At 59.1% G+C, this 26,074-nt stretch carries 27 protein-coding genes; 11 read left to right on the top strand and 16 right to left on the bottom strand.

Annotated elements, in window-relative coordinates; translation table 11 throughout:
* Positions 1–93 precede the first annotated feature (93 nt).
* The 3 genes from LOY43_RS04520 to LOY43_RS04510 form a co-directional block, all read right to left on the bottom strand.
* Entirely contained in the window at positions 94–1,197 is a 1,104-nt protein-coding gene (locus LOY43_RS04520; protein WP_095049766.1) for an NADH:flavin oxidoreductase, read from the bottom strand.
* 194 nt (positions 1,198–1,391) lie between these two features.
* A complete protein-coding gene (locus LOY43_RS04515; protein ID WP_095049765.1) occupies positions 1,392–1,874 on the bottom strand; it encodes a glutathione peroxidase in 483 nt (160 codons plus the stop codon).
* A gap of 123 nt (positions 1,875–1,997) precedes the next feature.
* Positions 1,998–2,483 (bottom strand): peptidylprolyl isomerase, encoded by a 486-nt coding sequence (locus LOY43_RS04510; protein ID WP_008085027.1) that lies wholly within the window; start codon positions 2,481–2,483, stop codon positions 1,998–2,000.
* Here LOY43_RS04510 and LOY43_RS04505 point away from each other — a divergent pair.
* From LOY43_RS04505 to LOY43_RS04495, 3 genes are read left to right on the top strand one after another with little or no spacing between them, the layout of a single operon-like run.
* Positions 2,452–2,778 carry a DUF3565 domain-containing protein gene (locus LOY43_RS04505; RefSeq protein WP_093436299.1) on the top strand — a complete coding sequence of 109 codons (327 nt, stop codon included), beginning with the start codon at positions 2,452–2,454 and terminating at the stop codon, positions 2,776–2,778. The two genes, LOY43_RS04510 and LOY43_RS04505, sit on opposite strands and share 32 nt — an antisense overlap.
* A 60-nt stretch (positions 2,779–2,838) precedes the next feature.
* Complete coding sequence (gene pta, locus LOY43_RS04500; protein ID WP_008085028.1) at positions 2,839–4,938, top strand: phosphate acetyltransferase; 2,100 nt, start codon at positions 2,839–2,841, stop codon at positions 4,936–4,938.
* Positions 4,939–5,841 (top strand): acyltransferase, encoded by a 903-nt coding sequence (locus tag LOY43_RS04495; RefSeq protein WP_095125402.1) that lies wholly within the window; start codon positions 4,939–4,941, stop codon positions 5,839–5,841. It begins immediately after the preceding gene.
* A gap of 300 nt (positions 5,842–6,141) precedes the next feature.
* On the opposite strand, the gene cysN is transcribed toward LOY43_RS04495, so the two are convergent.
* From cysN to LOY43_RS04480, 3 genes are all read right to left on the bottom strand, one after another.
* Positions 6,142–8,040, bottom strand: coding sequence for a sulfate adenylyltransferase subunit CysN (gene cysN, locus LOY43_RS04490; protein ID WP_258709256.1), 1,899 nt, complete (start codon positions 8,038–8,040; stop codon positions 6,142–6,144).
* 9 nt (positions 8,041–8,049) lie between these two features.
* Positions 8,050–8,967: a sulfate adenylyltransferase subunit CysD gene (gene cysD, locus LOY43_RS04485; protein ID WP_007912374.1), complete on the bottom strand. Its 918-nt coding sequence runs from the start codon at positions 8,965–8,967 to the stop codon at positions 8,050–8,052.
* Between the two features lie 190 nt (positions 8,968–9,157).
* On the bottom strand, positions 9,158–9,916 hold the full coding sequence (locus LOY43_RS04480; RefSeq protein WP_095049760.1) for a Nif3-like dinuclear metal center hexameric protein: 759 nt from the start codon (positions 9,914–9,916) through the stop codon (positions 9,158–9,160).
* Positions 9,917–10,019: 103 nt separating this feature from the next.
* Between LOY43_RS04480 and algW the strand changes: the two genes are divergently transcribed.
* The 3 genes from algW to LOY43_RS04465 all read left to right on the top strand — a co-directional run bounded on the left by algW (position 10,020) and on the right by LOY43_RS04465 (position 14,103).
* Positions 10,020–11,177, top strand: coding sequence for a Do family serine endopeptidase AlgW (gene algW / locus LOY43_RS04475; protein WP_038357545.1), 1,158 nt, complete (start codon positions 10,020–10,022; stop codon positions 11,175–11,177).
* Positions 11,178–11,265: 88 nt separating this feature from the next.
* Positions 11,266–13,371, top strand: coding sequence for a TonB-dependent siderophore receptor (locus LOY43_RS04470; RefSeq protein WP_258709255.1), 2,106 nt, complete (start codon positions 11,266–11,268; stop codon positions 13,369–13,371).
* A 12-nt stretch (positions 13,372–13,383) separates the two neighbouring features.
* Entirely contained in the window at positions 13,384–14,103 is a 720-nt protein-coding gene (locus tag LOY43_RS04465; RefSeq protein ID WP_095049758.1) for a DUF4198 domain-containing protein, read from the top strand.
* A 324-nt stretch (positions 14,104–14,427) separates the two neighbouring features.
* Here the strand turns inward: LOY43_RS04465 and hisC are convergent, their stop codons facing one another.
* The 10 genes from hisC to LOY43_RS04415 form a co-directional block, all read right to left on the bottom strand.
* Entirely contained in the window at positions 14,428–15,480 is a 1,053-nt protein-coding gene (gene hisC / locus LOY43_RS04460; protein ID WP_095125398.1) for a histidinol-phosphate transaminase, read from the bottom strand.
* A gap of 3 nt (positions 15,481–15,483) precedes the next feature.
* Complete coding sequence (gene hisD, locus LOY43_RS04455; protein ID WP_095049756.1) at positions 15,484–16,821, bottom strand: histidinol dehydrogenase; 1,338 nt, start codon at positions 16,819–16,821, stop codon at positions 15,484–15,486.
* Positions 16,822–16,946: 125 nt separating this feature from the next.
* A complete protein-coding gene (gene hisG, locus LOY43_RS04450; RefSeq protein WP_007912384.1) occupies positions 16,947–17,582 on the bottom strand; it encodes an ATP phosphoribosyltransferase in 636 nt (211 codons plus the stop codon).
* A 124-nt stretch (positions 17,583–17,706) separates the two neighbouring features.
* On the bottom strand, positions 17,707–18,972 hold the full coding sequence (murA, locus tag LOY43_RS04445; protein WP_007912385.1) for a UDP-N-acetylglucosamine 1-carboxyvinyltransferase: 1,266 nt from the start codon (positions 18,970–18,972) through the stop codon (positions 17,707–17,709).
* A 22-nt stretch (positions 18,973–18,994) separates the two neighbouring features.
* Entirely contained in the window at positions 18,995–19,234 is a 240-nt protein-coding gene (locus LOY43_RS04440; protein WP_008085051.1) for a BolA family protein, read from the bottom strand.
* A 115-nt stretch (positions 19,235–19,349) separates the two neighbouring features.
* The gene (locus tag LOY43_RS04435) at positions 19,350–19,655 is read right to left on the bottom strand and encodes a lipid asymmetry maintenance protein MlaB (RefSeq protein WP_034154488.1); all 306 of its coding nucleotides are present in this window, start codon (positions 19,653–19,655) and stop codon (positions 19,350–19,352) included.
* Positions 19,652–20,299 carry a phospholipid-binding protein MlaC gene (locus tag LOY43_RS04430; protein ID WP_258709254.1) on the bottom strand — a complete coding sequence of 216 codons (648 nt, stop codon included), beginning with the start codon at positions 20,297–20,299 and terminating at the stop codon, positions 19,652–19,654. Before LOY43_RS04430 ends, LOY43_RS04435 begins: the two co-directional genes overlap by 4 nt.
* A gap of 11 nt (positions 20,300–20,310) precedes the next feature.
* Positions 20,311–20,778 carry an outer membrane lipid asymmetry maintenance protein MlaD gene (mlaD, locus tag LOY43_RS04425; protein WP_007912400.1) on the bottom strand — a complete coding sequence of 156 codons (468 nt, stop codon included), beginning with the start codon at positions 20,776–20,778 and terminating at the stop codon, positions 20,311–20,313.
* Complete coding sequence (mlaE, locus tag LOY43_RS04420; protein WP_064119368.1) at positions 20,778–21,575, bottom strand: lipid asymmetry maintenance ABC transporter permease subunit MlaE; 798 nt, start codon at positions 21,573–21,575, stop codon at positions 20,778–20,780. Before mlaE ends, mlaD begins: the two co-directional genes overlap by 1 nt.
* The gene (locus LOY43_RS04415; RefSeq protein WP_007912403.1) at positions 21,575–22,384 is read right to left on the bottom strand and encodes an ATP-binding cassette domain-containing protein; all 810 of its coding nucleotides are present in this window, start codon (positions 22,382–22,384) and stop codon (positions 21,575–21,577) included. The genes mlaE and LOY43_RS04415 overlap by 1 nt, the downstream gene beginning before the upstream one ends.
* Positions 22,385–22,659: 275 nt before the next feature.
* Here LOY43_RS04415 and LOY43_RS04410 point away from each other — a divergent pair, with 275 nt between their 5' ends.
* The 5 genes from LOY43_RS04410 to lptB are packed head-to-tail and all read left to right on the top strand — an operon-like array spanning position 22,660 to position 25,996.
* A complete protein-coding gene (locus LOY43_RS04410) occupies positions 22,660–23,634 on the top strand; it encodes a KpsF/GutQ family sugar-phosphate isomerase (protein WP_007912405.1) in 975 nt (324 codons plus the stop codon).
* The gene (locus LOY43_RS04405) at positions 23,634–24,158 is read left to right on the top strand and encodes an HAD family hydrolase (protein WP_095049755.1); all 525 of its coding nucleotides are present in this window, start codon (positions 23,634–23,636) and stop codon (positions 24,156–24,158) included. Before LOY43_RS04410 ends, LOY43_RS04405 begins: the two co-directional genes overlap by 1 nt.
* A gap of 8 nt (positions 24,159–24,166) precedes the next feature.
* The gene (lptC, locus tag LOY43_RS04400; RefSeq protein ID WP_038357537.1) at positions 24,167–24,739 is read left to right on the top strand and encodes an LPS export ABC transporter periplasmic protein LptC; all 573 of its coding nucleotides are present in this window, start codon (positions 24,167–24,169) and stop codon (positions 24,737–24,739) included.
* Positions 24,726–25,271 (top strand): lipopolysaccharide transport periplasmic protein LptA, encoded by a 546-nt coding sequence (gene lptA, locus LOY43_RS04395; protein ID WP_038357536.1) that lies wholly within the window; start codon positions 24,726–24,728, stop codon positions 25,269–25,271. The genes lptC and lptA overlap by 14 nt, the downstream gene beginning before the upstream one ends.
* Positions 25,271–25,996 carry an LPS export ABC transporter ATP-binding protein gene (gene lptB, locus LOY43_RS04390; protein WP_008085069.1) on the top strand — a complete coding sequence of 242 codons (726 nt, stop codon included), beginning with the start codon at positions 25,271–25,273 and terminating at the stop codon, positions 25,994–25,996. Before lptA ends, lptB begins: the two co-directional genes overlap by 1 nt.
* The last annotated feature ends 78 nt before the right edge of the window (positions 25,997–26,074 follow it).

The following is a 26,074-nucleotide window of genomic DNA, read 5'->3' as shown; positions in this document are numbered from 1 at the left end:
AGACCGCTATCGCGAGCAAGCTCACTCCTACAGGGGAATGCATTCCAATTGTAGGAGTGAGCCTGCTCGCGATGGCGTCAGTACAGCCGCTGGTTAAACCAGCGTCATCAACGCCTCACGGCTGAACGGCAAAATATCCTGCTCACGCCCTTCGCGGACTTTCTGCGCCCAATCCGGATCGACCAGCAACGCACGCCCCACCGCCACCAGATCGAACTCCTCTTTATTCAGACGCTCCAGCAGATTCTCCAGACTGGCCGGTTGCGCGACCTTGTCGGTGTTGACCATGAATTGCAGGAACTCGCCATCAAGGCCAACACTGCCAACGGTGATGGTCGGCTTGCCGGTGAGTTTGCGGGTCCAGCCGGCCAGGTTCAGCTCGGAACCGTCAAATTCCGGCTCCCAGAAGCGGCGCGTCGAGCAGTGGAAAATATCCACGCCAGCGTCAGACAGCGGCTTGAGGAATTCACCCAGCGCTTCCGGGGTTTGCACCAGACGTGCGGTGTAATCCTGCTGTTTCCACTGCGAGAAACGGAAGATGATCGGGAAACCTTCGCCGACCGCTGCACGTATGGCTTGAATCAGTTCGATGGCGAAACGCGAACGGTTGGCAAGGCTGCCACCGTATTCGTCGGTGCGCTGGTTGCTGCCCTCCCAGAAAAACTGGTCGATCAGATAACCGTGGGCGCCGTGGATTTCCACGCCGTCCATGCCGATGCTTTGTGCATCTTTGGCCGCTTGGGCGAAGGCTGCGATCACATCTTGAATGTCTTGTTTAGTCATGCCGTGCACCACGACCTGACCGTCTTTGATTTTTTCCGACGGACCGTAACCCGGCACGCTAGCGTCCGGCTCGGTGCCGATTCGGCGCACGCTGCCCACGTGCCACAGTTGCGGAACAATCTTGCCGCCTTCGGCGTGAACCGCGTCGACGACTTTCTTCCAGCCGGCCAATGGCGCGTCGCCAAAGAACTGCGGTACGTTCGGATAACCGTTGGAGGCAATGTGGCCGACGGTAGTGCCTTCGGTGATGATCAGGCCAACGCCCGCGGCGGCGCGACGACGGTAGTACTCGATGACTTTCGAATTAGGCACGCCGCCCGGGGAAAAGGAGCGAGTCATCGGCGCCATGACCACGCGGGTTGGCAGTTCGAGGGCACCGAGTTGGAACGGTTTGAACAGGGCTTGAACGGGCATCGAAGGACTCCACAGAGAAGGTTTTATGACGGCGATAATATGGAGACGCGAACCCTTTGAACAGCACTATTGATTTGGGTGATTAAGGATTAAAAGACGCAAAGCAAAAGATCGCAGCCTCCGGCAGCTCCTACACGGGGTTTGAGGTCACCTGTAGGAGCTGCCGAAGGCTGCGATCTTTTGATCTTGCTGTTTCAGCTCAGCGCTTTTTCAATCGCATGCACAATGGTCGGATCATCCGGCGCCGTGCGCGGCGAGAACCGCGCCAGCACGCGGCCGTCCTTGCCGAGCAGAAACTTCTCGAAATTCCAGGTGATGTCCCCAGGAAACTCCGCGCCCTCGCCCGCCAGCAGACGGTAGAGCTGGTGACGATCATGACCGTTGACTTCAAGCTTGCTCGACAACGGAAACGTCACGCCATAGTTGAGGCTGCAGAAATCCTGAATTTCCTGTTCGGTACCTGGTTCCTGGCCGGCAAACTGGTTGCACGGCAGGCCCAGCACGCTGAAACCTTTGCCTTTGTATTGCTGATAGAGGTTTTCCAGCGCCGCGTACTGTGGAGTCAAGCCGCATTTGGAGGCGACGTTGACCACCAGCACGACTTGGCCCTTGAACGGCGCCAGCGGTAGCTCCTGACCATCCAGGGCTGTCAACTTAAGGTCGTGAAAAGCACTCATGACGAACTCCAAGATTCCCGTGTTCTACTCGAAACAGCCACTTGGCGAGGTCACCAAGGACAGCCGCGGACTAAAAAGGCGCCCGCAGGCGCCTCTCCAGTACTCGAAGCTTAGCGCAGAAAATCAGTGGTGATGGCCACCTTCGCCATGGACGTGGCCATGAGCGATTTCTTCCTGGCTGGCATCACGGATGTCAACGATCTTCACTTTGAAGTTCAGGCGCTGACCGGCCAGTGGGTGGTTGCCATCAACGGTCACGTCATCGCCGTCGAGGTCACGGATGGTGACGATTTGCATCTGGCCGTCCGGCGCCGAAGCGTGGAACTGCATGCCGACTTCCAGCTCGTCAACGCCTTCGAACATGCTGCGGCTCAGGGTGCTGACCAGCTCGGCGGCGTATTCGCCGTAAGCGTCTTCCGGCTCAACGGAAACTTCCAGCTCGTCACCAACAGCTTTGCCATCCAGAGCTTTTTCCAGGCCCGGGATGATGTTGCCTGCGCCTTGCAGGTAGACCAGCGGAGCGCCGCCGGCGGAGCTGTCGATGACCTCACCAGCGTCGTTGGTCAGGGTATAGTCGATGGAGACAGCCTTATTGGCGGCGATCAGCATGGGGCGAGACCTTTTGCATAAGAATATAGAAAGGCCAAGTTTAGCGAAGCAATCGCGCGAAAGCGAACACAACCCGGACAAACGGGTTTCGACGATCGCAGGCTTTCATCAGGACGAGGACGGTCACTGGGTCGTCGAGCTTTCCTGTGGCCACACCCAGCACCTGCGCCATCAGCCGCCCTGGCAATCGCGCGCCTGGGTGCTGGACCCGGCGCAACGTATTGAAAAAATAGGCCAACCCTTTGCCTGCGGTTGGTGCGCACAAGGCTCGGTTAGCGATAACCTTGGCGACTGAATTTCGGTAGGTCGTCAGCTATAGGCGATCGCCATTGCCATGCAACTTTAGAGAATTCGCATGCAAACTTTTTTTATCGCGCCCACCGATTTTGGTGTGGGTCTGACCTCCATCAGCCTCGGGCTGGTGCGCACGCTTGAGCGAGCCGGGCTGAAAGTCGGTTTCTTCAAACCGATTGCGCAGCCGCATCCGGGTGACACCGGCCCCGAGCGTTCCACCGAACTGGTGGCGCGCACCCACGGGTTGAAACCGCCACAACCGTTGGGCCTGGCGCACGTCGAGCGGATGCTCGGCGACGGTCAGCTCGATGAGCTGCTCGAAGAAATCATCACCCTCTATCAGCAAGCCGCCATTGGCAAAGACGTGCTGGTCGTCGAAGGCATGGTGCCGACCCGCAGCGCCAGCTATGCCGCACGGGTCAATCTGCACTTGGCCAAGAGCCTGGATGCCGAGGTGATTCTGGTCTCGGCACCGGAAAACGAAGTGCTCGCCGAACTCTCCGGCCGTGTCGAATTGCAGGCGCAATTGTTTGGCGGCCCGAAAGACCCGAAAGTCCTCGGGGTGATCCTCAACAAGGTCAAGACCGAAGAGAGCATGGACGCCTTCGCTGCGCGCCTGAAGGAGCATTCGCCGTTGCTGCGCAGCGGTGATTTCCGCCTGCTCGGCTGCATTCCCTATCAGCCGGAACTCAACGCACCACGTACCCGTGATGTTGCCGACCTGATGGGTGCACAAGTGCTTAATGCCGGTGATTACGAAACCCGCCGGATGACCAAAATCATCATCTGCGCGCGGACCATGCGCAACACCGTCGAGCTGCTCAAGCCCGGCGTGTTGGTGGTGACGCCGGGCGATCGCGACGACATCATCCTCGCCGTCAGTCTGGCCGCGATCAACGGCGTGCCGCTGGCCGGCCTGCTGCTGACCAGCGACACCCTGCCCGATCCGCGCATCATGGATCTGTGCCGTGGTGCGTTGCAGGCCGGTTTGCCGGTGCTGTCGGTGAGCACCGGTTCCTACGACACCGCCAACCTGCTCAACGGTCTGAACAAGGAAATACCGATCGACGACCGCGAGCGTGCGGAGATCATCACCGATTTCGTCGCCAGTCATCTCGATGCCAAATGGCTGCACCAGCGCTGTGGCACGCCACGGGAAATGCGCCTGTCGCCAGCAGTATTCCGCTATCAGTTGATCCAGCGTGCGCAAGCGGCGAACAAGCGCATCGTCCTGCCTGAAGGCAGTGAGCCGTTCACCGTGCAAGCGGCGGCAATCTGTCAGGAACGCGGCATCGCCCGCTGCGTGTTACTCGCCAAACCGGAAGATGTCGAAGCCGTGGCCCGCGCCCAAGGCATCGTGTTGCCGCCGGGCCTGGAGATCCTCGATCCTGACCTGATCCGCGAGCGCTATGTCGAACCGATGGTTGCCTTGCGCAAGACTAAAAGCCTCAACGCGCCGATGGCCGAACAGCAACTGGAAGACACCGTAGTGATCGGCACCATGATGCTGGCGCTGGACGAGGTCGACGGCCTGGTCTCGGGCGTGATCAACACCACTGCCAACACCATTCGCCCGGCCCTTCAGTTGATCAAGACTGCGCCGGGCTGCACGCTGGTGTCGTCGGTGTTCTTCATGCTCTTCCCTGAGGAAGTGCTGGTTTACGGCGACTGCGTGATGAACCCGCACCCGAGTGCCACCGAACTGGCCGAGATTGCCCTGCAAAGCGCCGACTCGGCAGCGGCCTTCGGCATCACCCCGCGCGTGGCAATGATCAGTTACTCCAGCGGCGAATCGGCCACCGGCGAAGAGGTCGAGAAAGTCCGCGAGGCCACCCTGCTCGCCCACGAACAACAGCACTCGCTGCTGATCGACGGCCCGCTGCAATACGACGCTGCCGCCAACGCAGAAGTCGCCCGGCAACTGGCGCCAAACAGTCAGGTGGCTGGTCGCGCCACGGTGTTCGTCTTCCCCGATCTGAACACTGGCAACACCACGCACAAAGCCGTACAACGCAGCGCCGATTGCGTCAGCCTCGGCCCGATGCTGCAGGGCCTGCGCAAACCGGTGAACGATTTGCCACGTGGCGCGCAGGTCGATGACATCGTCTACACCATCGCCCTCACCGCGATTCAAGCCGCCAACCGACCTATGGATGTGTAAATGCTGGACTTTCTACCTGCACCCGTGCGCGGCGTGATCGCTTCGCTGCTGTTAGCACTCAATACGATTCTGCTGTGCTCGTTTCTGTTTTGCGTGGCGCTGATCAAAGTGCTGCCATTCGACCTCGCCCGACGCGCCTCGCTGTGGCTGATGAGCCACACCCACGAAGCGTGGATCAGCAACAACAAGGGCTGGATGAATCTGGTTCGGCGTACACGCTGGCACCTCAGCGGTCTGCAAGGACTCGATTACCAACACTCGTACCTGATCACCAGCAATCATCAGAGCTGGGTGGATATTCTGGTGCTGCAATACGTGCTCAACCGAAAGATCCAACCGTTGAAATTCTTCCTCAAACAGGAGCTGATCTGGGTGCCGGTGATCGGTCTGGCGTGGTGGGCGCTGGGCTTTCCGTTCATGAAGCGCTACTCCAAGGCGTATCTGACCAAGCATCCGGAGAAGAAAGGCAAAGACCTCGAAACCACCCGCAAGACGTGTGCGAAATTTCGCAATAACCCGGTGGGGATTTTCAACTTCGTCGAAGGCACACGCTTCACCGAAGGCAAACATGCGCAGCAGCAGTCGCCGTTCAAATATTTGCTCAAGCCCAAGGCTGGTGGGATCGCCTTTGTGCTGGATGCAATGGGCGAACAGCTGGAGTCGATCGTCAACGTGACGATCCACTACCCGGCCGGGCGTCCGGGGTTCTGGGATTTGCTCTGCGGTAATGTGCGCGATGTAGTGGTGCACTTTGAAGAACTGAAGATTCCGCAGCAGTTCATTGACAAGAACTACGATCAGGACGGTGAATATCGCCTGCAGTTCCAAGGCTGGATCAATCAGCTGTGGCTGGACAAGGATGCGCTGCTCGAACAGATGCACCGCGAATATCCTTCCGTATGATCGTTCCCACGCTCCTCGTGGGAATGCCTCACTGGACGCTCTGCGTCCGCTTTAGATGGGACGCGGAGCGTCCCGGGCTGCATTCCCACGCAGAGCGTGGGAACGATCACAATATCCGGGCAAACACTAACCCCCTGTAGGAGTGAGCCTGCTCGCGATAGCGGTGTGTCATTCAACATTGTTGGTGGCTGATCCACCGCTATCGCGAGCAGGCTCACTCCTACAATGGACCGAGTTGGCCCCAATAAAAAAGCCCGCCGATGATTGCTCATCGGCGGGCTTTTTGTTTGTCGCTAACGCTTAGATCGCGCCACGCTTGCGCAGCAGATCCAGCACTTGCTTGACGCTGTCTTCCAGACTCAGCGTCTGCGTGTCGATCACCAGATCGGCATCCAGCGGCACGTCGTACGGGAAGGATTCGCCCGGGATGTTGTCGCCAGCGGCGGCATACAGACCTTGCGGATCACGCTCGGCGCAGACAGCCGGCGAGGCCTGCACGTAGACCGTCAGCAGACGTTCCTTGCCGATCAGATCCTTGGCCTGCTCGCGACCTTCAGCGCTTGGCGCGACGAACGCCGCCAACGTCAGCAAACCGGCTTCGTTGAACTGACGCGCGACGTGCGCGGCACGACGCCAGTTTTCGGTACGCCCGGCGCGATCCTGTGGCAGACCTTTGTTCAAGTCATGACGCAGGTTCTGACCATCCAGTACAAACACCGCACGCCCCATGTCGAACAACTTGCGCTCGACGGCGTAAGCCAGCGTGCTCTTGCCCGCGCCCGACAGGCCGCTGAACAGCACGGTCGCCGGTTGCTGGCCGAAGCGCTGGGCGCGTTCTTCAGTGGCCACGTGCGCCAGTTTGCCGTGATGCGTGGCAGTGCCATGCGTCACCGGTTGCGCGACGATCATGCCGGCGCCGACGGTGCCGTTGGTCAAGCGATCGATGACGATGAACGCGCCGGTGGTGCGGTTGCTTTCGTAACCGTCGAGGGCGATCGGCGCGTCGAGCGCAATCTTCACCTTGCCGATTTCGTTGAGCTGCAACGCGCTCGCCGGGCCTTCTTCCAACGTGTTCACGTCGACCTTGTTGACGATGCTGGCAATCGAGCCCGGCACGTAGCTGGTGGCGCGTTTGATGTCGTATTTCTTGCCCGGCAGCATCGGCTCTTCAGCCATCCACACCAGCATCGCTTCGAAGCTGTCGGTGACCGGCGGCACGTTGTCGGCATGCACCAACAGGTCGCCACGGGAGATGTCGATTTCGTCTTCCATGGTCAGCGTTACGGCCTGACCTGGACCGGCGTGTTCCAATTCACCTTCGAAGGTGACGATGGATTTCACCCGACTGCTTTTGCCCGACGGCAGCACCACGACTTCGTCACCCTTGTGCACGATGCCGCTGGCCAGGGTGCCGGCGAAACCACGGAAGTTCAGGTTCGGACGGTTGACGTACTGCACCGGGAAACGCAGATCGGTGAAGTTGCGATCGCCCGCCACTTCCACGGTCTCGAGGATTTCCATCAGCGACTGGCCGGTGTACCACGGCGAGCGCTCGGACTTGTTCACCACGTTGTCGCCCTTGAGGGCAGACATCGGCACGAAGTGCATGCTGGTCGGCTTCATCTTCAAGCCTTCGGCGAACTTCAGGTAGTCAGCCTTGATCGACTCGAACACGCCTTCATCGAAGTCTTTCAGGTCCATCTTGTTGATGGCGACGACGATGTGTTTGATCCCCAGCAAGGACGCAATGAAGCTGTGGCGACGGGTCTGGGTCTGCACGCCGTAACGCGCGTCGACCAGAATGATCGCCAGGTCACAGGTGGACGCTCCGGTGGCCATGTTGCGGGTGTACTGCTCATGGCCGGGGGTGTCGGCGATGATGAATTTGCGTTTGGCGGTGGAGAAATAGCGGTAGGCGACATCGATGGTGATGCCCTGCTCGCGCTCGGCCTGCAGGCCGTCGACCAGCAACGCCAGATCGATGTCGTCACCGGTGGTGCCAACTTTCTTCGAGTCGCGGGTGATCGCTTCGAGGTGATCTTCGTAGATCATCTTCGAGTCGTGCAGCAGGCGCCCGATCAGGGTGCTCTTGCCGTCATCGACGTTACCGCAGGTCAAAAAGCGCAGCAGTTCTTTACGTTCGTGCTGGCCCAAGTAGGCGAGGATGTCCTCGCTGATCAAATCAGAAACATGCGACATGACAGCCCCTTAGAAATAGCCTTGACGTTTTTTATCTTCCATCGAGCCTGCGCCATCGTGGTCGATGACTCGGCCCTGGCGCTCGGAAGTTCGCGTCAGGAGCATTTCCTGAATGATGTCCGTGAGGCTTTCGGCCTCGGACTCCACCGCGCCCGTCAACGGGTAGCAGCCAAGGGTACGGAAACGCACTTTCTTTTTGACGATGCGAGCCTTGTCCTCATCGGACAGGTGCTCGAGGATGCGCTCGTCGTCGATCATGATCAACGTGCCGTTCTTCTCGATCACTTCGCGTTCAGCGGCGAAGTACAGCGGCACAATCGGGATGCCTTCGAGGTAGATGTACTGCCAGATGTCCAGTTCGGTCCAGTTCGACAGAGGGAACACACGAATGGATTCGCCCTTGTTGACCTTGCCGTTGTAGACGTTCCACAGCTCTGGACGCTGGTTTTTCGGGTCCCAGCGGTGCTTGCTGTCGCGGAACGAGTACACGCGCTCTTTGGCACGGGATTTCTCTTCATCGCGACGGGCGCCGCCGAAGGCTGCGTCGAAACCATGCTTGTCGAGTGCCTGTTTCAGGCCCTCGGTCTTCATGATGTCGGTGTGCTTGGCGCTGCCGTGGGTGAACGGGTTGATGTTCTGCGCCACGCCATCGGGGTTGATGTGGGTGATCAGGTCCAGGCCCAGTTCTTCGACCATCTTGTCGCGGAACTTGTACATCTCCTGGAATTTCCAGCGGGTGTCGACGTGCATCACCGGAAACGGCAGTTTGCCCGGGAAGAACGCCTTGCGTGCCAGGTGCAGCATCACGGCGGAGTCTTTACCGATGGAGTACAGCATCACCGGGTTATCGAACTCGGCGGCCACCTCGCGGATGATGTGGATGCTTTCCGCCTCCAGCTGTTTCAGATGCGTCAGTTTGTCGACCATGGCTACTCACGAAAACTTTCTTATGAACGGCCAGCGGGCCGTGTTCGAGCGGGGAATCCTAGCACAGCGACCTTCTTCTAATCAGGACGCCAGCTAGATCGAAAGGGCATATGAATATGCCCACTCGTTTGGGCGACGATCCCGTGTAGGAGCTGCCGAAGGCTGCTCCTACACAGGGGAGTGGTGATGATCAGATCGGGTTGGGGCAGTCGATGAAGATGTGTTCGACAGCAAAGCGTTTTGCCAGATAGTCACCCAGGGCCTGTACGCCGTAGCGTTCGGTGGCGTGGTGGCCGGCGGCGATGAAGCTGATGTCGTTCTCGCGGGCGCTGTGGAAGGTCTGCTCGGAGGCTTCTCCGCTCAGGTACAGATCAACGCCTGCCGCGACGGCCTGATCGATATAGCCCTGACCGCCACCGGTGCACCAGCCAACCCGACGGATCATCGGATTACCTTCTATCAGCAAAGGTTCGCGACCCATGACTTCTTGCACCTTGCGGGCGAAATCGCGTGCGGTCATCGGTTCTTTCAAAGACCCGACCAGACCAACGATTTTCAGATTATCCGGGTCCAGCGGCCCTTCCACAGTGATGTCCAGTTGACGCGCCAGTTGCACGTTGTTGCCGACATCAGGATGCAGATCCAGCGGCAAATGGTAAGCGAGCAGACTGATGTCGTGCTTGAGCAATGTCTTCAGTCGACGCTGCTTCATGCCAGTGATGCACGGGTTCTCGCCCTTCCAGAAGTAACCGTGGTGCACCAGCACCAGATCCGCCTCGGCTTCGACGGCGGCATCCAGCAACGCCTGACTGGCGGTGACGCCGCTGACGATGCGCATCACTTGCGGCCGGCCTTCGACCTGCAAGCCGTTGGGGCAATAATCGGCAATTTTCGAGCTGCTGAGGTAACGGTCGGCTTCTTCGACGAGGGTGCTGAGGGCAACGGCCATGAAAGACTCCTAAATATCCCGTTCAGAGGCGCGCGCGGCCTCGTATAATGCGCGACATTATGGGCGGTCTGACCCCGCCTGCAACTTTTCCAGGACGTGCTTAATGCTCAAGGCGCTGCGTTTTTTCGGCTGGCCGTTGTTGGCCGGTGTGCTTATCGCTCTGTTGATTATTCAGCGTTACCCGCAGTGGGTCGGGCTTCCGAGCCTCGACGTCAACCTGCAACAGGCCCCGCAAACCACCAGCGTGCAACAGGGCCCGGTGTCCTATGCCGACGCGGTGACCATTGCCGCGCCTTCGGTGGTCAACCTCTACACCACCAAAGTCATCAACAAACCGGCGCATCCGCTGTTTGAGGATCCGCAGTTTCGGCGCTTCTTCGGTGACAACTCGCCAAAGCAGAAACGCATGGAATCAAGCCTCGGTTCCGGCGTGATCATGAGCCCGGAAGGCTACATTCTGACCAACAATCACGTGACCAGCGGCGCGGATCAGATTGTGGTCGCCCTGAAAGATGGCCGCGAAACCCTCGCCCGCGTCATCGGCAGCGACCCGGAAACCGATCTCGCGGTGTTGAAAATCGATCTGAAAACCCTGCCGGCCATCACTGTCGGCCGCTCCGACAACATTCGCATCGGCGACGTTGCATTGGCCATCGGCAACCCGTTCGGCGTTGGCCAGACCGTGACCATGGGCATCATCAGCGCCACCGGGCGTAACCAGTTGGGCCTGAACAACTACGAAGACTTCATCCAGACCGACGCGGCGATCAACCCGGGTAACTCCGGCGGTGCGCTGGTCGACGCCAATGGCAACCTCACCGGCATCAACACGGCGATCTTTTCCAAGTCCGGCGGCTCGCAAGGCATCGGCTTTGCGATTCCAGTGAAGCTGGCAATGGAAGTGATGAAGTCGATCATCGAGCACGGTCAGGTAATTCGTGGCTGGCTGGGCATCGAGGTGCAGCCGCTGACCCAGGAACTGGCCGAGTCGTTCGGCTTGTCCGGGCGTCCGGGGATTGTTGTGGCGGGGATTTTCCGCGATGGCCCGGCGCAGAAGGCTGGCCTGCAACTGGGTGATGTGATTCTGAGCATCGATGGCGAGCCGGCCGGAGATGGCCGTCGTTCGATGAACCAGGTTGCGCGGATCAAACCGACCGACAAAGTGACGATCCAGGTGATGCGCAACGGCAAAGAACTGAAGCTCACCGCAGAAATCGGCCTGCGTCCGCCACCGGCGCCGGTGAAAGAAAAAGAAGAATAAAACTTCGTTCGCGCCAATCGCGCTAATAAAAGACATTCTCAAAAGGCATGTTATATTGTTTCAATTCTAAGAATTGGAACAACATAACATGTCGTCTCGAACAAAGGCTTCCCTGCTCGGCCTGAGCCTTGGTCTGCTGGTCGATCCAGCCTTCGCCGAAGAACCCAAGCCGCTTGAACTCGACGCCATCAGCGTCATCTCCGACTACGAATCGCCGACCGGCCCGGTCAAGGGCTATCGCGCCACGCGTTCGTCCAGCGCAACCAAAACCGACACCGCGATCCGCGATATACCGCAGGCGATCAGCGTAGTGCCCGCCAGCGTGCTCAAGGATCTGGGCAGCACCAGTGTCGAGCGCGCGCTGGATTTTGCCGGTGGCGTATCCAAGCAAAACAACTTCGGCGGCCTGACGCTGTACGAATACAGCGTGCGCGGCTTCACCACGTCGGAGTTCTACAAGGACGGCTTCAGCGCCAACCGGGGTTATCCGAGCACGCCGGACGCGGCGAATATCGAGCGCATCGAAGTACTCAAAGGCCCCGCCGCCAGTCTGTATGGTCGAGGCGATCCCGGCGGCACGGTGAACATCGTCACCAAAAAACCGCAGCCCGAAGCCTTCACCACTCTGCAAACCAGCGCCGGCAGTTGGGATCGCTATCGCACCGCGCTGGACGTCAACACACCGCTGGATGATGAGGGTGATGTGCTGTCGCGAATCAACCTCGCGGTTGAGGACAACAACAGTTTTCGCGATCACGTCGACAGCCAGCGCGTATTCGTCGCGCCCTCGATCAGCTGGCAATTGAACCCGGACACGTCGCTGCTGGTGGAAAGCGAAATCGTTCGTCACAGCTCGACCTTTGATCGCGGCATCGTCGCGCCCAACAATAAATGGAGCGGTGTTTCGCGCTCGACTTTCCTTGGCGAACCCAACGACGGAAACATCGATAACCACAACAATCTGCTTCAGGCCACGCTGGAACATCACCTCAACGACAGCTGGAAGCTGCGTCTGGCCAGTCATTACAAGGAAGGCAAACTCTGGGGCGATGCTTCGGAAAGTCGTCCATTGAACGCCAACGGCCGCACCGTCAACCGCCGCTATCGCGAGCGCGACACGAACTGGCACGACAGCATCACCCAACTGGAACTGCGCGGTCTGTTCGATCTCGGCCCGTGGCAACACGAATTGCTGATTGGCACCGAGTACGAAAACTTCCGCAAGAACGAGCGCGTCACCACTATTGCTGGCGGCCCCTACGCCCTCGACATCTACAAGCCGATCTACGGCCAGCCGAAACCCAACGGCGCGCGTTCGGGTACTGACTTCTTCGAACAGGTCGAAAGTCATGCACTGAACCTGCAAGACCAGATCGTCTTCACCGACAAACTGCGCGGGATGGTCGGCGCACGCTTCGAGCATTTCGATCAGCACATCGACGATCACAGCCGCAACGCCACCAGTAATCAACGTCACGACGCGCTCACCCAGCGGGTCGGCCTGCTCTATCAACTGACGCCGGAAACCGGGTTGTTCGCCAACGCCTCGACCTCGTTCAAACCGAACAATGGCCTCGACGCCGCCGGCAAATCCTTCGACCCGGAAGAAGGCGTCGGCTACGAAATCGGCATCAAGAACGAACTGTTCGACGAACGCCTGAGCAGCACCCTCGCCTTCTTCCACATCGACAAAGAAAACGTTCTCGCCCTCGACCCGGCCACCGACACCAGCCGCGCCATGGGCAAGGCACGCAGTCGCGGCTTCGATTGGCAGGTCACCGGGCAAGTCACCGATGCGGTGCGAGTCATCGGCGCCTTCGCCTACATCGACGCCGAAGTGACCAAGGGCGACGCGGTGATTTCCACCGGCAGCCGCATCCTCGGCGTGGCCAAGCGTAGCGGCAGCCTACTCGGTGTTTACGAATTTCAGGACGGCCATTTGCGTGGTTCGGACGTCGGTGCAGCGTTCACCTACGTCGGCGATCGCTCGGGAGAATCCGGCAGCGACTTCAAATTGCCGGCGTATCACACCGTCGACCTGCTCGCGCATTACAAGGCCAGCGACAACGTCACTGTCGGCCTGAACCTGAACAACCTCTTCGACGAGAAGTATTACGAGCGCTCCTACAGCAACTACTGGGTCAACCCCGGCGAGCCGCGCAATTTCACCGTCAGCCTGACTCTCAACCTGTAAAAGGACGTCACCATGCAATACGGCAAATCCCTTGTGCTTATCGCCGCGCTGTTCGCCGGTCAGGTCTCGGCCCATGGCCTGTGGACCGAACAACGTCGTGGCAACATCGAAGTGGTCTACGGTCATGGCGCTGAGGACAACGCGTTCAAGGCGCAGAAGATCAGCGGCGCGTGGGCTTACAACGCGAGCGGCAAGATGATTCCGGTGAGCGTCGAGCGCCTGACGGATCACGCACGACTGAAACCACTGAAAGCTCCGGCCGTCCTGGCCGTGGCGCTGAACAACGGCATGTGGTCGCAGACTGCTGACAAAAAGTGGGTCAACGAAGGCCGGAGCAAAGTGCCGGGCGCTGTCGAAGCGACGCAGACGTTCAAATACAGCCTGGCGATTTATCAGCCGGGAGCGAAGTTGCCAAAACTGGATCAGATCAAATTGCTGATTCTTCCGGAGGTTGATCCGCTCACCGTGGGGCCAGGGAAATCATTACCGGTGCGGGTGCTGCTCGATGGCAAACCGGCGGCGGGGGTGAAGTTGATTGGCGATTATCGCAGTGCACCGAACACGTTGAGCACCGAGACTGACAAGGATGGTCGGGCGCAGGTGTTGGTGAGGAATGAAGGGTTGAATGTGATTGCGGCGCAGGTCGAGGTGCCGGTGAAAGGCAGCGCAGATGTGGATAGCCGCGGCTTGTTCACCTCACTGACCTTCCTCGGCGAACCGCATCACGAATAAAAACCCACCCTCACCCCAGCCCTCTCCCGGAGGGAGAGGGAGCCGACCGAGTTGTCTTGCGAAGTACATCGACCTGAAAGACCGAGTCGATTATGGATTCGGTAAAGCAGCATCAGGTCGGTGCAATTCAACAGCATCCCCCAATCAGTCACCTCTCCCTTTGGGAGAGGGTTAGGGTGAGGGGATCTTGTGAGGTACATCGACCTGAAAGACCGAGTCGATTATGGATTCGGGAAAGCAGCATCAGGTCGGTGCAATTCAACAGCATCCCCCAATCAGTCCCCTCTCCCTCTGGGAGAGGGCTAGGGTGAGGGGCTTTTGCTTTTATAGGTCGCCGAGGCCATCGATCAACGCCTGATTCTGCTCCGGCGTGCCAATCGAAATCCGCAGGAACTGCGCAATCCGCTCCTGCTTGAAGTGCCGCACGATCACGCCCTGCTCACGCAGCTTGGCCGCCAGCCCCGCCGCATCATGCTGCGGGTGCCGAGCGAAAATGAAGTTCGCCGCCGACGGCAGCACTTCAAACCCCTTGGCCTGCAACTGTGCAATCACCCACTCACGGCTCTCGATGACCAGACGGCAAGTCTTGTCGAAATACTCACGATCTTCGAACGCCGCTGCCGCACCGACAATCGCCAGACGATCCAACGGATAGGAGTTGAAGCTGTTCTTGATCCGCTCCAGCGCCTCGATGAGATCGGGATGGCCGACCGCCAGACCAACGCGCAAACCAGCCAGCGAACGCGACTTGGACAGGGTCTGTGTAACCAGCAGGTTCGGATAACGGTCCACCAGACTGATCGCCGTCTCGCCGCCGAAGTCGATGTACGCCTCATCCACAACCACTACTGAATCCGGGCTGGCCTTGAGGATCTGCTCAACCGCGTCCAGCGCCAGCAGGCAGCCGGTTGGCGCGTTCGGGTTAGGGAAGATGATCCCGCCATTCGGCTTGGCGTAGTCGGCCGGATCGATCTGGAACTGCGCGTCCAGCGGCACCGCATCAAACTCGATGCCGTACAAACCGCAGTAAACCGGATAGAAGCTGTAGCTGATGTCCGGGAACAGCAGTGGCTGATCGTGTTGCAGCAGACCGTGGAAGATGTGCGCGAGCACTTCGTCCGAACCGTTGCCGAGGAAAACCTGATTGCTCTGCACACCGTAATACTGGGCGACGGCGGTTTTCAGCAGGTCGCTGTTCGGGTCCGGGTACAGACGCAGGTTGTCATTCAGTTCGGTCTGCATCGCTGCCAAGGCTTTTGGCGACGGGCCGTACGGGTTTTCATTGGTGTTGAGCTTGACCAGTTTGGTCAGCTTCGGTTGTTCGCCCGGCACGTAGGGCACCAGATCCTTGACGAACGGGCTCCAGAATTTACTCATCGCTCAGTTCCCCTGCCCTTTTAGAAAGTCTTCGTCTTTGATGCGGTATTCAGCACTGCGCGCGTGGGCGCTCAGCGACTCGCCACGGGCCAGCACCGATGCAGTTTTACCCAGTTCGGAAGCTCCGGCCTCCGAGCAGAAGATGATCGACGAACGCTTCTGGAAGTCGTATACGCCCAGCGGCGAAGAAAACCGCGCGGTGCCCGAGGTCGGCAGTACGTGGTTCGGGCCTGCGCAGTAGTCGCCCAGCGCTTCGGAGGTGTGACGGCCCATGAAGATCGCGCCGGCGTGGCGGATCTGCGGCAGCCAGGCTTGCGGATCGGCGACCGACAATTCCAGGTGCTCCGGTGCAATGCGATTGGCGACTTCGATGGCTTGGGCCATGTCCTTCACGTGAATCAACGCACCACGACCATTGATCGAGGTTTGGATGATGGTGGAGCGATCCATGGTCGGCAGCAGCTTGTCGATGCTCGCAGCGACCTTGTCGAGGAATTCGGCATCCGGGCTGACCAGAATCGCCTGGGCGTCTTCGTCGTGCTCGGCTTGCGAGAACAAGTCCATGGCGATCCAGTCCGGATCGGTCTGGCCGTCGCACACCACGAGGATCTCCGAAGGGCCGGCAATCATGTCGATGCCGACCTGACCGAACACGTGACGCTTGGCAGTGGCGACATAGATGTTGCCCGGGCCAACGACTTTGTCGACTTGCGGAACACTTTCGGTGCCGTAGGCCAACGCAGCGACGGCTTGCGCACCACCGATGGTGAACACCCGGTCGACGCCAGCGATGCATGCGGCCGCCAGCACCAGTTCATTGATTTCACCACGCGGGGTCGGCACGACCATGACCACTTCGGTCACGCCGGCGACCTTGGCCGGAATCGCGTTCATCAGCACCGACGACGGGTACGACGCCTTGCCACCCGGCACGTACAGGCCTGCGCGATCCAGCGGCGTGACCTTCTGGCCCAGTACAGTGCCGTCAGCTTCGGTGTAGCTCCAGGAATCCTGCTTCTGTTTTTCGTGGTAGCTGCGCACACGGGCCGCGGCTTTTTCCAGGGCTTCGCGCTGGGGCACGGTGATGCGGGTCAAAGCCAGTTCCAGACGCTCACGCGGCAGGATCAGGTCAGCCATCGAAGCGACTTCAAGGCCATCAAACTTTTGGGTGAACTCGACCAGCGCCGCGTCGCCGCGTTCGCGCACAGCCTTGATGATGTCTAGCACGCGCTGATTGACCGAGTCGTCAGACACACTTTCCCAGCTCAGCAGATGATCCAGATGATGCGCAAAATCCGGGTCAGCAGCGTTGAGTCGGCGAATTGCAGTCGGTGCGGTCATAGCGAGAGCCTCATAGGAATGGCAAAAACTCAGGCGCCCTAACTTAGCAGTCGTTTCCGCTTGGGCACCTGAGATTCTGGCTATGAGGCGGATAGACGGGCGCGACTTAACGTCGCGCAGGTGAATCAGCCGCGGTGTCGCGATTCCACTGCGTTGCGCAGGGTATCGATCAACGCCTGGATTCGGGCGTGTTGCATTTTCATCGAAGCCTTGTTGACCACCAGGCGCGAGCTGATCGTGGCGATCAGTTCCTGAGGTTCCAGGCCGTTGGCGCGCAGGGTGTTGCCGGTGTCGACCACGTCGATGATCTTGTCGGCCAGACCGATCAGTGGCGCCAGCTCCATTGAGCCGTAGAGCTTGATGATGTCGACCTGACGGCCCTGCTCGGCGTAGTAACGCTTGGCCACATTGACGAATTTGGTCGCCACGCGCAGACGGCCTTTTGGCTCCGGCGCGCCGATCTTGCCGGCGGTCATCAGCTTGCACTGGGCGATCTGCAGATCCAGTGGCTCGTACAGACCCTGGCCGGTGTATTCCATCAACACGTCTTTACCGGCAACGCCAAGGTCGGCCGCGCCATGCTCGACATAGGTCGGCACATCGGTGGCGCGCACGATCAGCAGACGAACGTCGTCCTGGGTCGTGGGAATGATCAGCTTGCGGCTCTTGTCCGGATTCTCGGTCGGCACGATGCCCGCTTCGGCAAGAAGCGGCAGGGTGTCGTCAAGGATGCGGCCCTTGGACAGTGCGATGGTCAACATGGGAAACGTCAGTCCTTATCAAGGTACTCATGTCCGGTCGCAATCGGCGCCGGACATACATCGAGCCGGAAACCGGCTCGACTCTTAAAATCAGTGGACACGTCCCTGTGTCCCAATGCAGCAATCAGCCCGGAACGCGACGGATCTTGGCGCCCAGCATCTGCAGTTTTTCTTCGATGCACTCGTAACCACGGTCTATGTGGTAGATGCGGTCGATCAAAGTATCGCCTTCGGCAACCAGTGCCGAGATTACTAGGCTGGCCGAAGCACGCAGGTCGGTCGCCATCACTGGCGCGCCTTTCAGAACTTCAGTACCGGTGACGATGGCGGTATTGCCTTCGACCTGGATCTTGGCACCCATGCGGTGCAGTTCGTACACGTGCATGAAACGGTTTTCGAAGATCGTCTCGATCACGGCACCGGTGCCTTCGGCAATGGCATTGAGCGAGATGAACTGCGCTTGCATGTCAGTCGGGAACGCCGGGTACGGCGCGGTGCGCACGTTGACGGCTTTCGGACGCTTGCCGTGCATGTTCAGCTCGATCCAGTCTTCACCGCAGGTGATTTCTGCGCCGGCTTCACGGAGTTTTTCCAGAACGGCTTCGAGGATGGTCGGATCGGTGTCCTTGACCTTGACGCGACCGCCGGTCACGGCAGCGGCGACCAGGTAAGTGCCGGTTTCGATACGGTCAGGCATGACCTTATAGAAAGCCGAACCCAGACGCTCGACGCCATCAATGGTGATGGTGTCAGTACCAGCGCCGGACACCTTGGCGCCCATGGCGTTGAGGAAGTTCGCCAGGTCAACCACTTCTGGTTCACGGGCGGCGTTCTGCAACACGCTGCGGCCCTTGGCCAGAGCAGCGGCCATCATGATGTTCTCGGTACCGGTCACACTGACGGTATCGAAGAAGAAGTGTGCACCGCGCAGGCCACCTTCAGGCGCCTTGGCCTTGATGTAGCCGCCTTCGACGTCGATCACCGCGCCCATGGCTTCGAGGCCACGGATGTGCAGGTCGACCGGACGCGAACCGATGGCGCAACCGCCAGGCAGTGCGACTTCGGCTTCACCGAAACGAGCAACCATCGGGCCCAGTACCAGGATCGACGCACGCATGGTTTTCACCAGTTCGTACGGGGCGATCAGGGTCTTGATGGTGCGCGGGTCGATTTCGACGCTGAGTTTTTCGTCGATCACCGGCTCGATGCCCATGCGACCGAACAGCTCGATCATGGTGGTGATGTCGTGCAGGTGCGGCAGGTTGCCAACGGTCACCGGGCCATCGCACAGCAGGGTGGCGGCCAGGATCGGCAGGGCGGAGTTTTTTGCGCCGGAAATGCGGATCTCGCCATCGAGACGAGCGCCACCGGTAATAATCAATTTATCCATAAGAATCTCGACGCCCTTAGGCTCAGGTGCGCTCGGCCCAGGCCGCGCTGCTGAAAAATTTCATAGTGACCGCATGGATGCTGCCATCGGTGATCCATGGGTTCAAATGGGCATAGACCTGCTGCTGACGCTTCACCGGGCTCAACGCCGCCAGTTCATCGCTAATCACGTTCAGCTGGAAATTGCAGCCTTCGCCCTCAACTTCTACCAACGTTCCGGGCAGCTTTCCTTCAAGGAAGCTCTTCACTTCTACGGCCTGCATGCTCAACCTCAATCGGCGCCCTGTGCGCACGGGTCGGACATCATACAAAAAAGCCCCGCGCCTGCGAACCCCGCATGGCAGGACTCTGACGGGGGGCTTCTTTATAGATGTGGGTTCAGGGGTGCGCCAACAGTTCGGTCAGTTCACTGACCTGAGCAATTTCGCGCATATCTTCGGGCATCGCACGGATGCTGACAGCCTTGCCGGCCGCATTCGCATCGCGCATGAAGCACAGCAGCAACGATAAACCGACGCTGCTGGACTTCTTCACCGCCGAGCAATCGATCACCAGCGAAGAGGCCTTGCTGGACTTGATCAGCGCCTGGCCTTGCTTGCGCAGGTCAGCGCCGGTGCGATAGTCAAGCACTCCGCTAAGCAGAAGCTCGTCGACATCACTCATACGAACTGCGGCCTCATTCATTGCGCGGGGTTCTTTTCGGTGGCTTCTTTGGCCTTGGCCACTTCCCCGGCCCAACCATTGATGGTCTTGTCCAGATCGTTGCCATTGCGCTGCATCGCGTCGGCGAACTGATCGCGGAACAGTTTGCCGATGTTGATGCCGTTGATGATCACGTTGCGCAGTTTCCACTCGCCGTTGATCTTCTCCAGCGTGTACTGCACAGGATAGATTGCGCCGCTGCTGCCCTTGACGGTCATGTTTACGCTGGTGCGATCGCCCGATTCGTCCTTGGCAGGGTCAACGGTGATGCCCTGGTTGTTGTACTCAAGCAAAGCGTTGCCGTAGAACTGGAACAGGCCTTTCTTGAAGTTTTCCTGGAAGGTCTGCATCTGCGCAGGCGTGGCCTTGCGCGAGTACTTGACCGTCATGATGCTCTTGGAAATGCCTTCGGCATCCACCACTGGCCCGACGATGTCGTTGAGCGCCGTGTAGAAATCCGTCGGGTCCTGCTTGTATTTCTCTTTGTTGGCAGCCAGGTCGGCCAGCAACCGGGTGGTGGTGTCCTGCACCAGATCATGTGCCGAAGTCGCAGCAGCCACGGCGTTACCCATCAACGGCAAGGCCGCCAACAGCACCAACAGGCTGCGTCGCAAGATAGAGATCATTCAAAAGCTCCTCATTTGGCGTCTTTGCTAACGGTATTGAGCAGGAATTTACCGATAAGGTCTTCCAGTACCAGTGACGACTGCGTGTCATGGATGGTTCCACCATCCTTTAACGGTTTGTCTTCCCCGCCGACGCTGATACCGATGTACTTCTCGCCCAGCAGACCAGCGGTCAGGATAGACGCTGTGGAGTCGGTCGGAAGATTGTCGACCTTTTTATCCACTTGCAGAGTGACCCGACCGGTGAAGCTGTCGCGATCCAGATCGATCGCCGTGACCTTGCCGATAGTTACACCGGCCATGGTCACTTTGGCTCTGACCGTCAAACCGGCAATATTGTCAAAGTAGGCATAAAGTTTATAGGTGTCGGTGGTCGACGTCGGAGACAGACCACTGACCCGCAAAGCAAGCAGCAACAAAGCCAGGATCCCTGCCAGCAGGAACAGGCCGACACCGATTTCCAGGGTGCGGTTTTGCATCAGAAATCTCCAAACATCAAAGCGGTCAGAATAAAGTCCAGGCCGAGCACTGCCAGCGAGGCAAACACCACGGTCTTGGTGGTAGCACGACTGATACCCTCGGAAGTGGGCTCACAGTCATAGCCTTGGAATACGGCAATCCAGGTCACTACAAAGGCGAAAACAATACTTTTGATCACGCCATTGAGCACATCACTGGTGAAATTCACGCTGTTCTGCATGTTCGCCCAATAAGAGCCTTCATACACACCCAGCCAGTCGACGGCCACCCACGAGCCGCCCCAGATGCCTACCACGCTGAAAATCATCGCCAGCACCGGCAGGGAAATGAAGCCGGCCCACAGGCGCGGGGCAATGATGTACTTGAGCGGATCGACACCGATCATTTCCAGGCTGGACAGCTGTTCGGTGGACTTCATGTTGCCGATCTCGGCGGTCAGTGCCGAACCGGCACGACCGGCAAACAACAGCGCAGTCACCACCGGCCCCAGCTCACGCAGCAAGGTCAGCGCAACCATCTGCCCCACGGCCTGCTCCGAACCGTAGCTCGACAGAATGCTGAAGCCCTGCAGCGCCAGCACCATGCCGATGAAAATACCCGAAACGACGATGATCACCAGCGACATCACGCCGACCGAGTGCAACTGTTTGACCAACAGACCAAAACCGCCGCTGATACCACCACGCCCCAGCAAGGCATGAAACAGGAACAGCGTCGCACGACCGAACACCGCGACGGCGTCGATCGCAGACTCGCCGAACCGGCGTACGCGTTCTATTAATGAAATTCTGCGCATCAGCGCTTCCCCAGAAGATCTGCGCGGTAATCCGTCGCTGGAAAATGGTACGGCACCGGGCCATCGGGATCGCCGGTCATGAACTGACGGATACGCGGCTCGTCCGAGTTCATCAACTCGTCCGGCGTACCCTGCCCCAGCACCTGACCATCACCGACGACATAGATGTAGTCGGCAATGCTCGCGGTTTCGGCCAGATCGTGGGACACCACGATACTGGTGATCCCCAGCGCGTCGTTGAGCAGGCGAATCAGACGGACCAGCACGCCCATGGCGATCGGGTCCTGCCCGACGAACGGTTCGTCGTACATGAGGATCTGCGGATCGAGCGCAATCGCTCGCGCCAGTGCGACGCGGCGCTTCATGCCACCGGACAGTTCATCCGGCATCAACTCGATGGCACCGCGCAGACCGACCGCCTGCAATTTGAGCAGGACGATGTCGCGGATCATTTCTTCCGGCAAATCGGTATGAACACGCAGGGGGAAAGCCACGTTCTCGAAAACATCGAGATCGGTGAACAGCGCGCCGCTTTGAAACAGCACACCCATGTGCTTTCGCGCATCGAACAGATCACTGCGCGAAAGCGCAGGCAGATTCTGGCCGTTGACCCAGACTTCGCCGCTGGCAGGGCGCAGTTGTGCCCCCATCAATCGCAGCAGCGTGGTCTTGCCACACCCGGAAGGTCCCATGATGCCGGTGACCTTGCCGCGCGGTATGCGAATATCGACGTTATTGAAAATGCTGCGCGCACCGCGCTTGAAGGAGACTCCCTTCAGCTCGACCGCGTAGGCGTTATCGGCACTCATCTAAACTCCTTGCGATGCAGCCTCTCACTCGGACGCCTGTCTTTACTTAAAAAGTACGTACATCCCGGGCAGGCCGAACTGGCGGCGAACTATATCACTGCAAAGGCTACGCGCCCAAGGCTTGTACCAGCCTGCGTTCGGCGATATGACAGGTGCGCAGGCTCTTTTCCCGGGTTTTGGTAACGAGTAATGACAAAGCACGACGAACTTGCGTGAGGCTTTGCAACATAACCGCTATAATCGCCGCCTTTTCATCGGGCTATACGATTTCTGACATGAGCCAATCCAGCGACCTGATTCAATCGGCACAACGCACCATCCAACTCGAAGTGGAAGCCGTACAAGGCTTGTTGCCCCATATCGACGCCGATTTCGTACGCGCTTGCGAGATGATTCTGGCCAGTAAAGGCCGTGTAGTCGTGGTCGGCATGGGCAAGTCCGGGCACATCGGCAACAAGATTGCCGCCACCCTGGCCAGCACCGGCACCCCAGCCTTTTTTGTCCACCCGGCCGAAGCCAGTCATGGCGACATGGGCATGATCACTCGTGACGATGTGATTCTGGCCCTGTCGAACTCCGGCTCGACCAATGAAATCGTAACCCTGCTGCCGTTGATCAAACGTCTGGGCATCCAGTTGATCAGCGTCACCGGCAACCCGCAATCGCCGCTGGCCAAGGCTGCCGAGGTCAATCTCAATGTTCATGTCGAGCATGAAGCCTGCCCGCTGAACCTGGCACCGACCTCGTCGACGACCGCAGCACTGGTCATGGGCGATGCACTGGCCGTGGCACTGCTGGAAGCACGCGGCTTCACCGCCGAAGATTTCGCTTTCTCGCACCCGGGTGGCGCCCTCGGCCGTCGCCTGCTGCTGAAAGTGGAAAACGTCATGCACGCCGGACAAGAGTTGCCGCAAGTCCAACGCGGCACGCTGCTCAAAGACGCATTGATGGAAATGACTCGTAAAGGTCTGGGCATGACCGTCATCCTTGAAACCGACGGCAAACTCGCCGGGATCTTCACCGACGGCGACTTGCGCCGCACGCTGGATCGCAGCATCGACATCCGCAGCGCCACCATCGACCAGGTAATGACGGCCCACGGCAAGACTGCCCGCCCGGAAATGCTGGCCGCCGAAGCCCTGAAAATCATGGAAGATCACCGAATCAACGCATTGGTAGTCGTAGACGAGGAAGATCGCCCGGTCGGCGCCTTCAACCTCTCCGATCTGCTGCGCGCAGGAGTCATGTAATGAGCAACGATCTGCTGCAACGCGGCAAAGCGATCAAACTGGCGGTTTTCGACGTCGACGGCGTCCTCACCGACGGTCGCCTGTACTTCCTTGAAGACGGCAGCGAGTTCAAGACCTTCAACACCCTCGACGGTCAAGGCATCAAAATGCTGATGAACGCCGGCGTGCAGACCGCTATCATCAGCGGCCGCAAGACACCCGTCGTTGAACGTCGAGCGAAAAACCTGGGGATTCCCCACCTGTTTCAGGGCCGTGAAGACAAACTGGTCGTGCTCGACGGCCTGCTTGCGCAACTGGGCCTAAGCTATGAAGAAGTCGCCTACCTCGGTGACGATCTGCCCGACCTTCCGGTGATTCGCCGTGTTGGTCTGGGCATGGCCGTAGCCAACGCCGCCGATTTCGTCCGCGAACACGCCCATGGCGTAACCCGGGCCCGTGGTGGCGAAGGCGCCGCCCGCGAATTCTGCGAATTGATCCTGCGCGCCCAGGGCCGCCTCGATGCGGCCAACGCCGCGTACCTGTGAGCCAAACCATGTTCAGCAAAAAATTTCGTAACTTCCTGCTGTTTGGCTGCATCGCTGCGATTTTCGCAGCGGTCGGCTATTGGAATATCAGCCCGGAACGCTTTCTCGACAAACCACCGGTCACCTCGGTTGAAACGCCTATCGACTGGTATGCAACCAACACGCATACCCTGCAATACCTGCCGGATGGCAAGGTGCAGTATGAAATGACGTCCGAAAAAGCCGAGCACGTTAAGGCAACCGACGTCACGCTCGTGACCAAACCCGACCTGAACATGTATCGCGGAACAGAATTCCCGTGGCACGTGACCAGTGAGCGCGGTGAAGTGAACTCAGGCGGCACCGAAGTCGAACTGATCGATTCGGTACGCGTTGCGCGCACCGATGAAAAGAAGCGTGACATCCTGATCACTTCCACTCGCATGACCGTGTTCCCGCAGCAGGAATATGCGCAGACCGAGCAACCCGTTAGAATCGACGGCGCTGGCGGTGTATCGACTGGCGTTGGAATGAAAGCGTACCTGAAGGAAAGCAGGATACACCTGCTATCGAACGTAAGAGGACAGTATGAGGCTCGTTAAAACCCTCCCTATTTTGCTCAGTCTGGGCGCAGCACTGGGAAGCGTGAGCGCCTGGGCTCTGCCGAACGATCAGCAGCAACCTATCCGCATTCAGGCCGACGACGCCCAACTGGACGACAAGAACGGCATCGCCACCTATAAAGGTGATGTGATCATCACCCAAGGTTCGATGATCGTTAAAGGCAACACCGTCACCATGACTCGCGCCCCGAATGGAGATATCGACGTAGTGACCTCCGTGGGCAACCTGGCTTATTTCGAGCAGCTGCAAACCCAGGGCGACACCAAACCGGTTCAAGGCTACGGCGTGACGATTCAATACCACGCCCAGCAAAACCGCGTCGTGCTGATCGATAAGGCCAAGGTCGTCGACAAAGACGGCAACGTCACTCAGGGCGAGAAAATCGTCTACGACACCGTGAAGAAACTGGCCAGCGCTGGTCGTGCTACCGGCAGCAAGGTCACCGAGGCGCGTCCGCGCATCGACATGGTGATCCAGCCGAAGAAGAAAACCGACGAGAAAACCCAGTAATGGCAACTCTGAAAGCTCAGCACCTGGCCAAGGCCTATAAAAGCCGCCAGGTCGTGCGTGACGTCAGCCTGTCGATCGACAGCGGCCAGATCGTCGGCCTGCTCGGCCCGAACGGCGCCGGCAAGACCACGTGTTTCTACATGATCGTCGGCCTGGTACAGGCCGATCAGGGTCGCGTGCTGATCGACGATCTGGACGTCAGCCACCAGCCGATGCACGGTCGCGCCAAGGCCGGTATTGGCTATCTGCCGCAAGAGGCGTCGATCTTCCGCAAACTGTCGGTGGCCGACAACATCATGGCCATCCTCGAGACCCGTCAGGAGCTCGACAAGGCCGGCCGTCGCAAGGAGCTGGAAAGCCTGCTGCAGGAATTCCACATCAGCCACATCCGCGACAACCTTGGCATGAGCCTGTCCGGTGGTGAACGTCGCCGGGTGGAAATCGCTCGTGCATTGGCAACGGCACCGAAATTCATCCTGCTCGACGAACCGTTCGCCGGTGTCGATCCGATCTCGGTCGGCGATATCAAGCAGATCATCCACCACCTCAAGGCCAAGGGCATCGGTGTATTGATCACCGACCACAACGTCCGTGAGACGCTGGACATCTGCGAAACCGCTTACATCGTCAACGATGGTCAACTGATCGCCGAAGGCGATGCAGAAACCATCCTGGCCAACGATCTGGTCAAGGAAGTGTATCTGGGCCACGAGTTCCGCTTGTAAGCGTAACAGTGCCCGGTGCGCCGCCCGGGCGCTGTATCGATTCAAGCAGGAATTAATACGCTTTAATTGTTACAGCGC

It is taken from the genome of Pseudomonas sp. B21-041, from assembly GCF_024748675.1.
In the GTDB taxonomy this organism is placed as follows: Bacteria; Pseudomonadota; Gammaproteobacteria; order Pseudomonadales; family Pseudomonadaceae; genus Aquipseudomonas; species Aquipseudomonas neuropathica.
The sequence above is the reverse complement of the archived record's forward strand: the minus strand, read 5'-3'. Positions and strand labels throughout refer to the sequence as shown.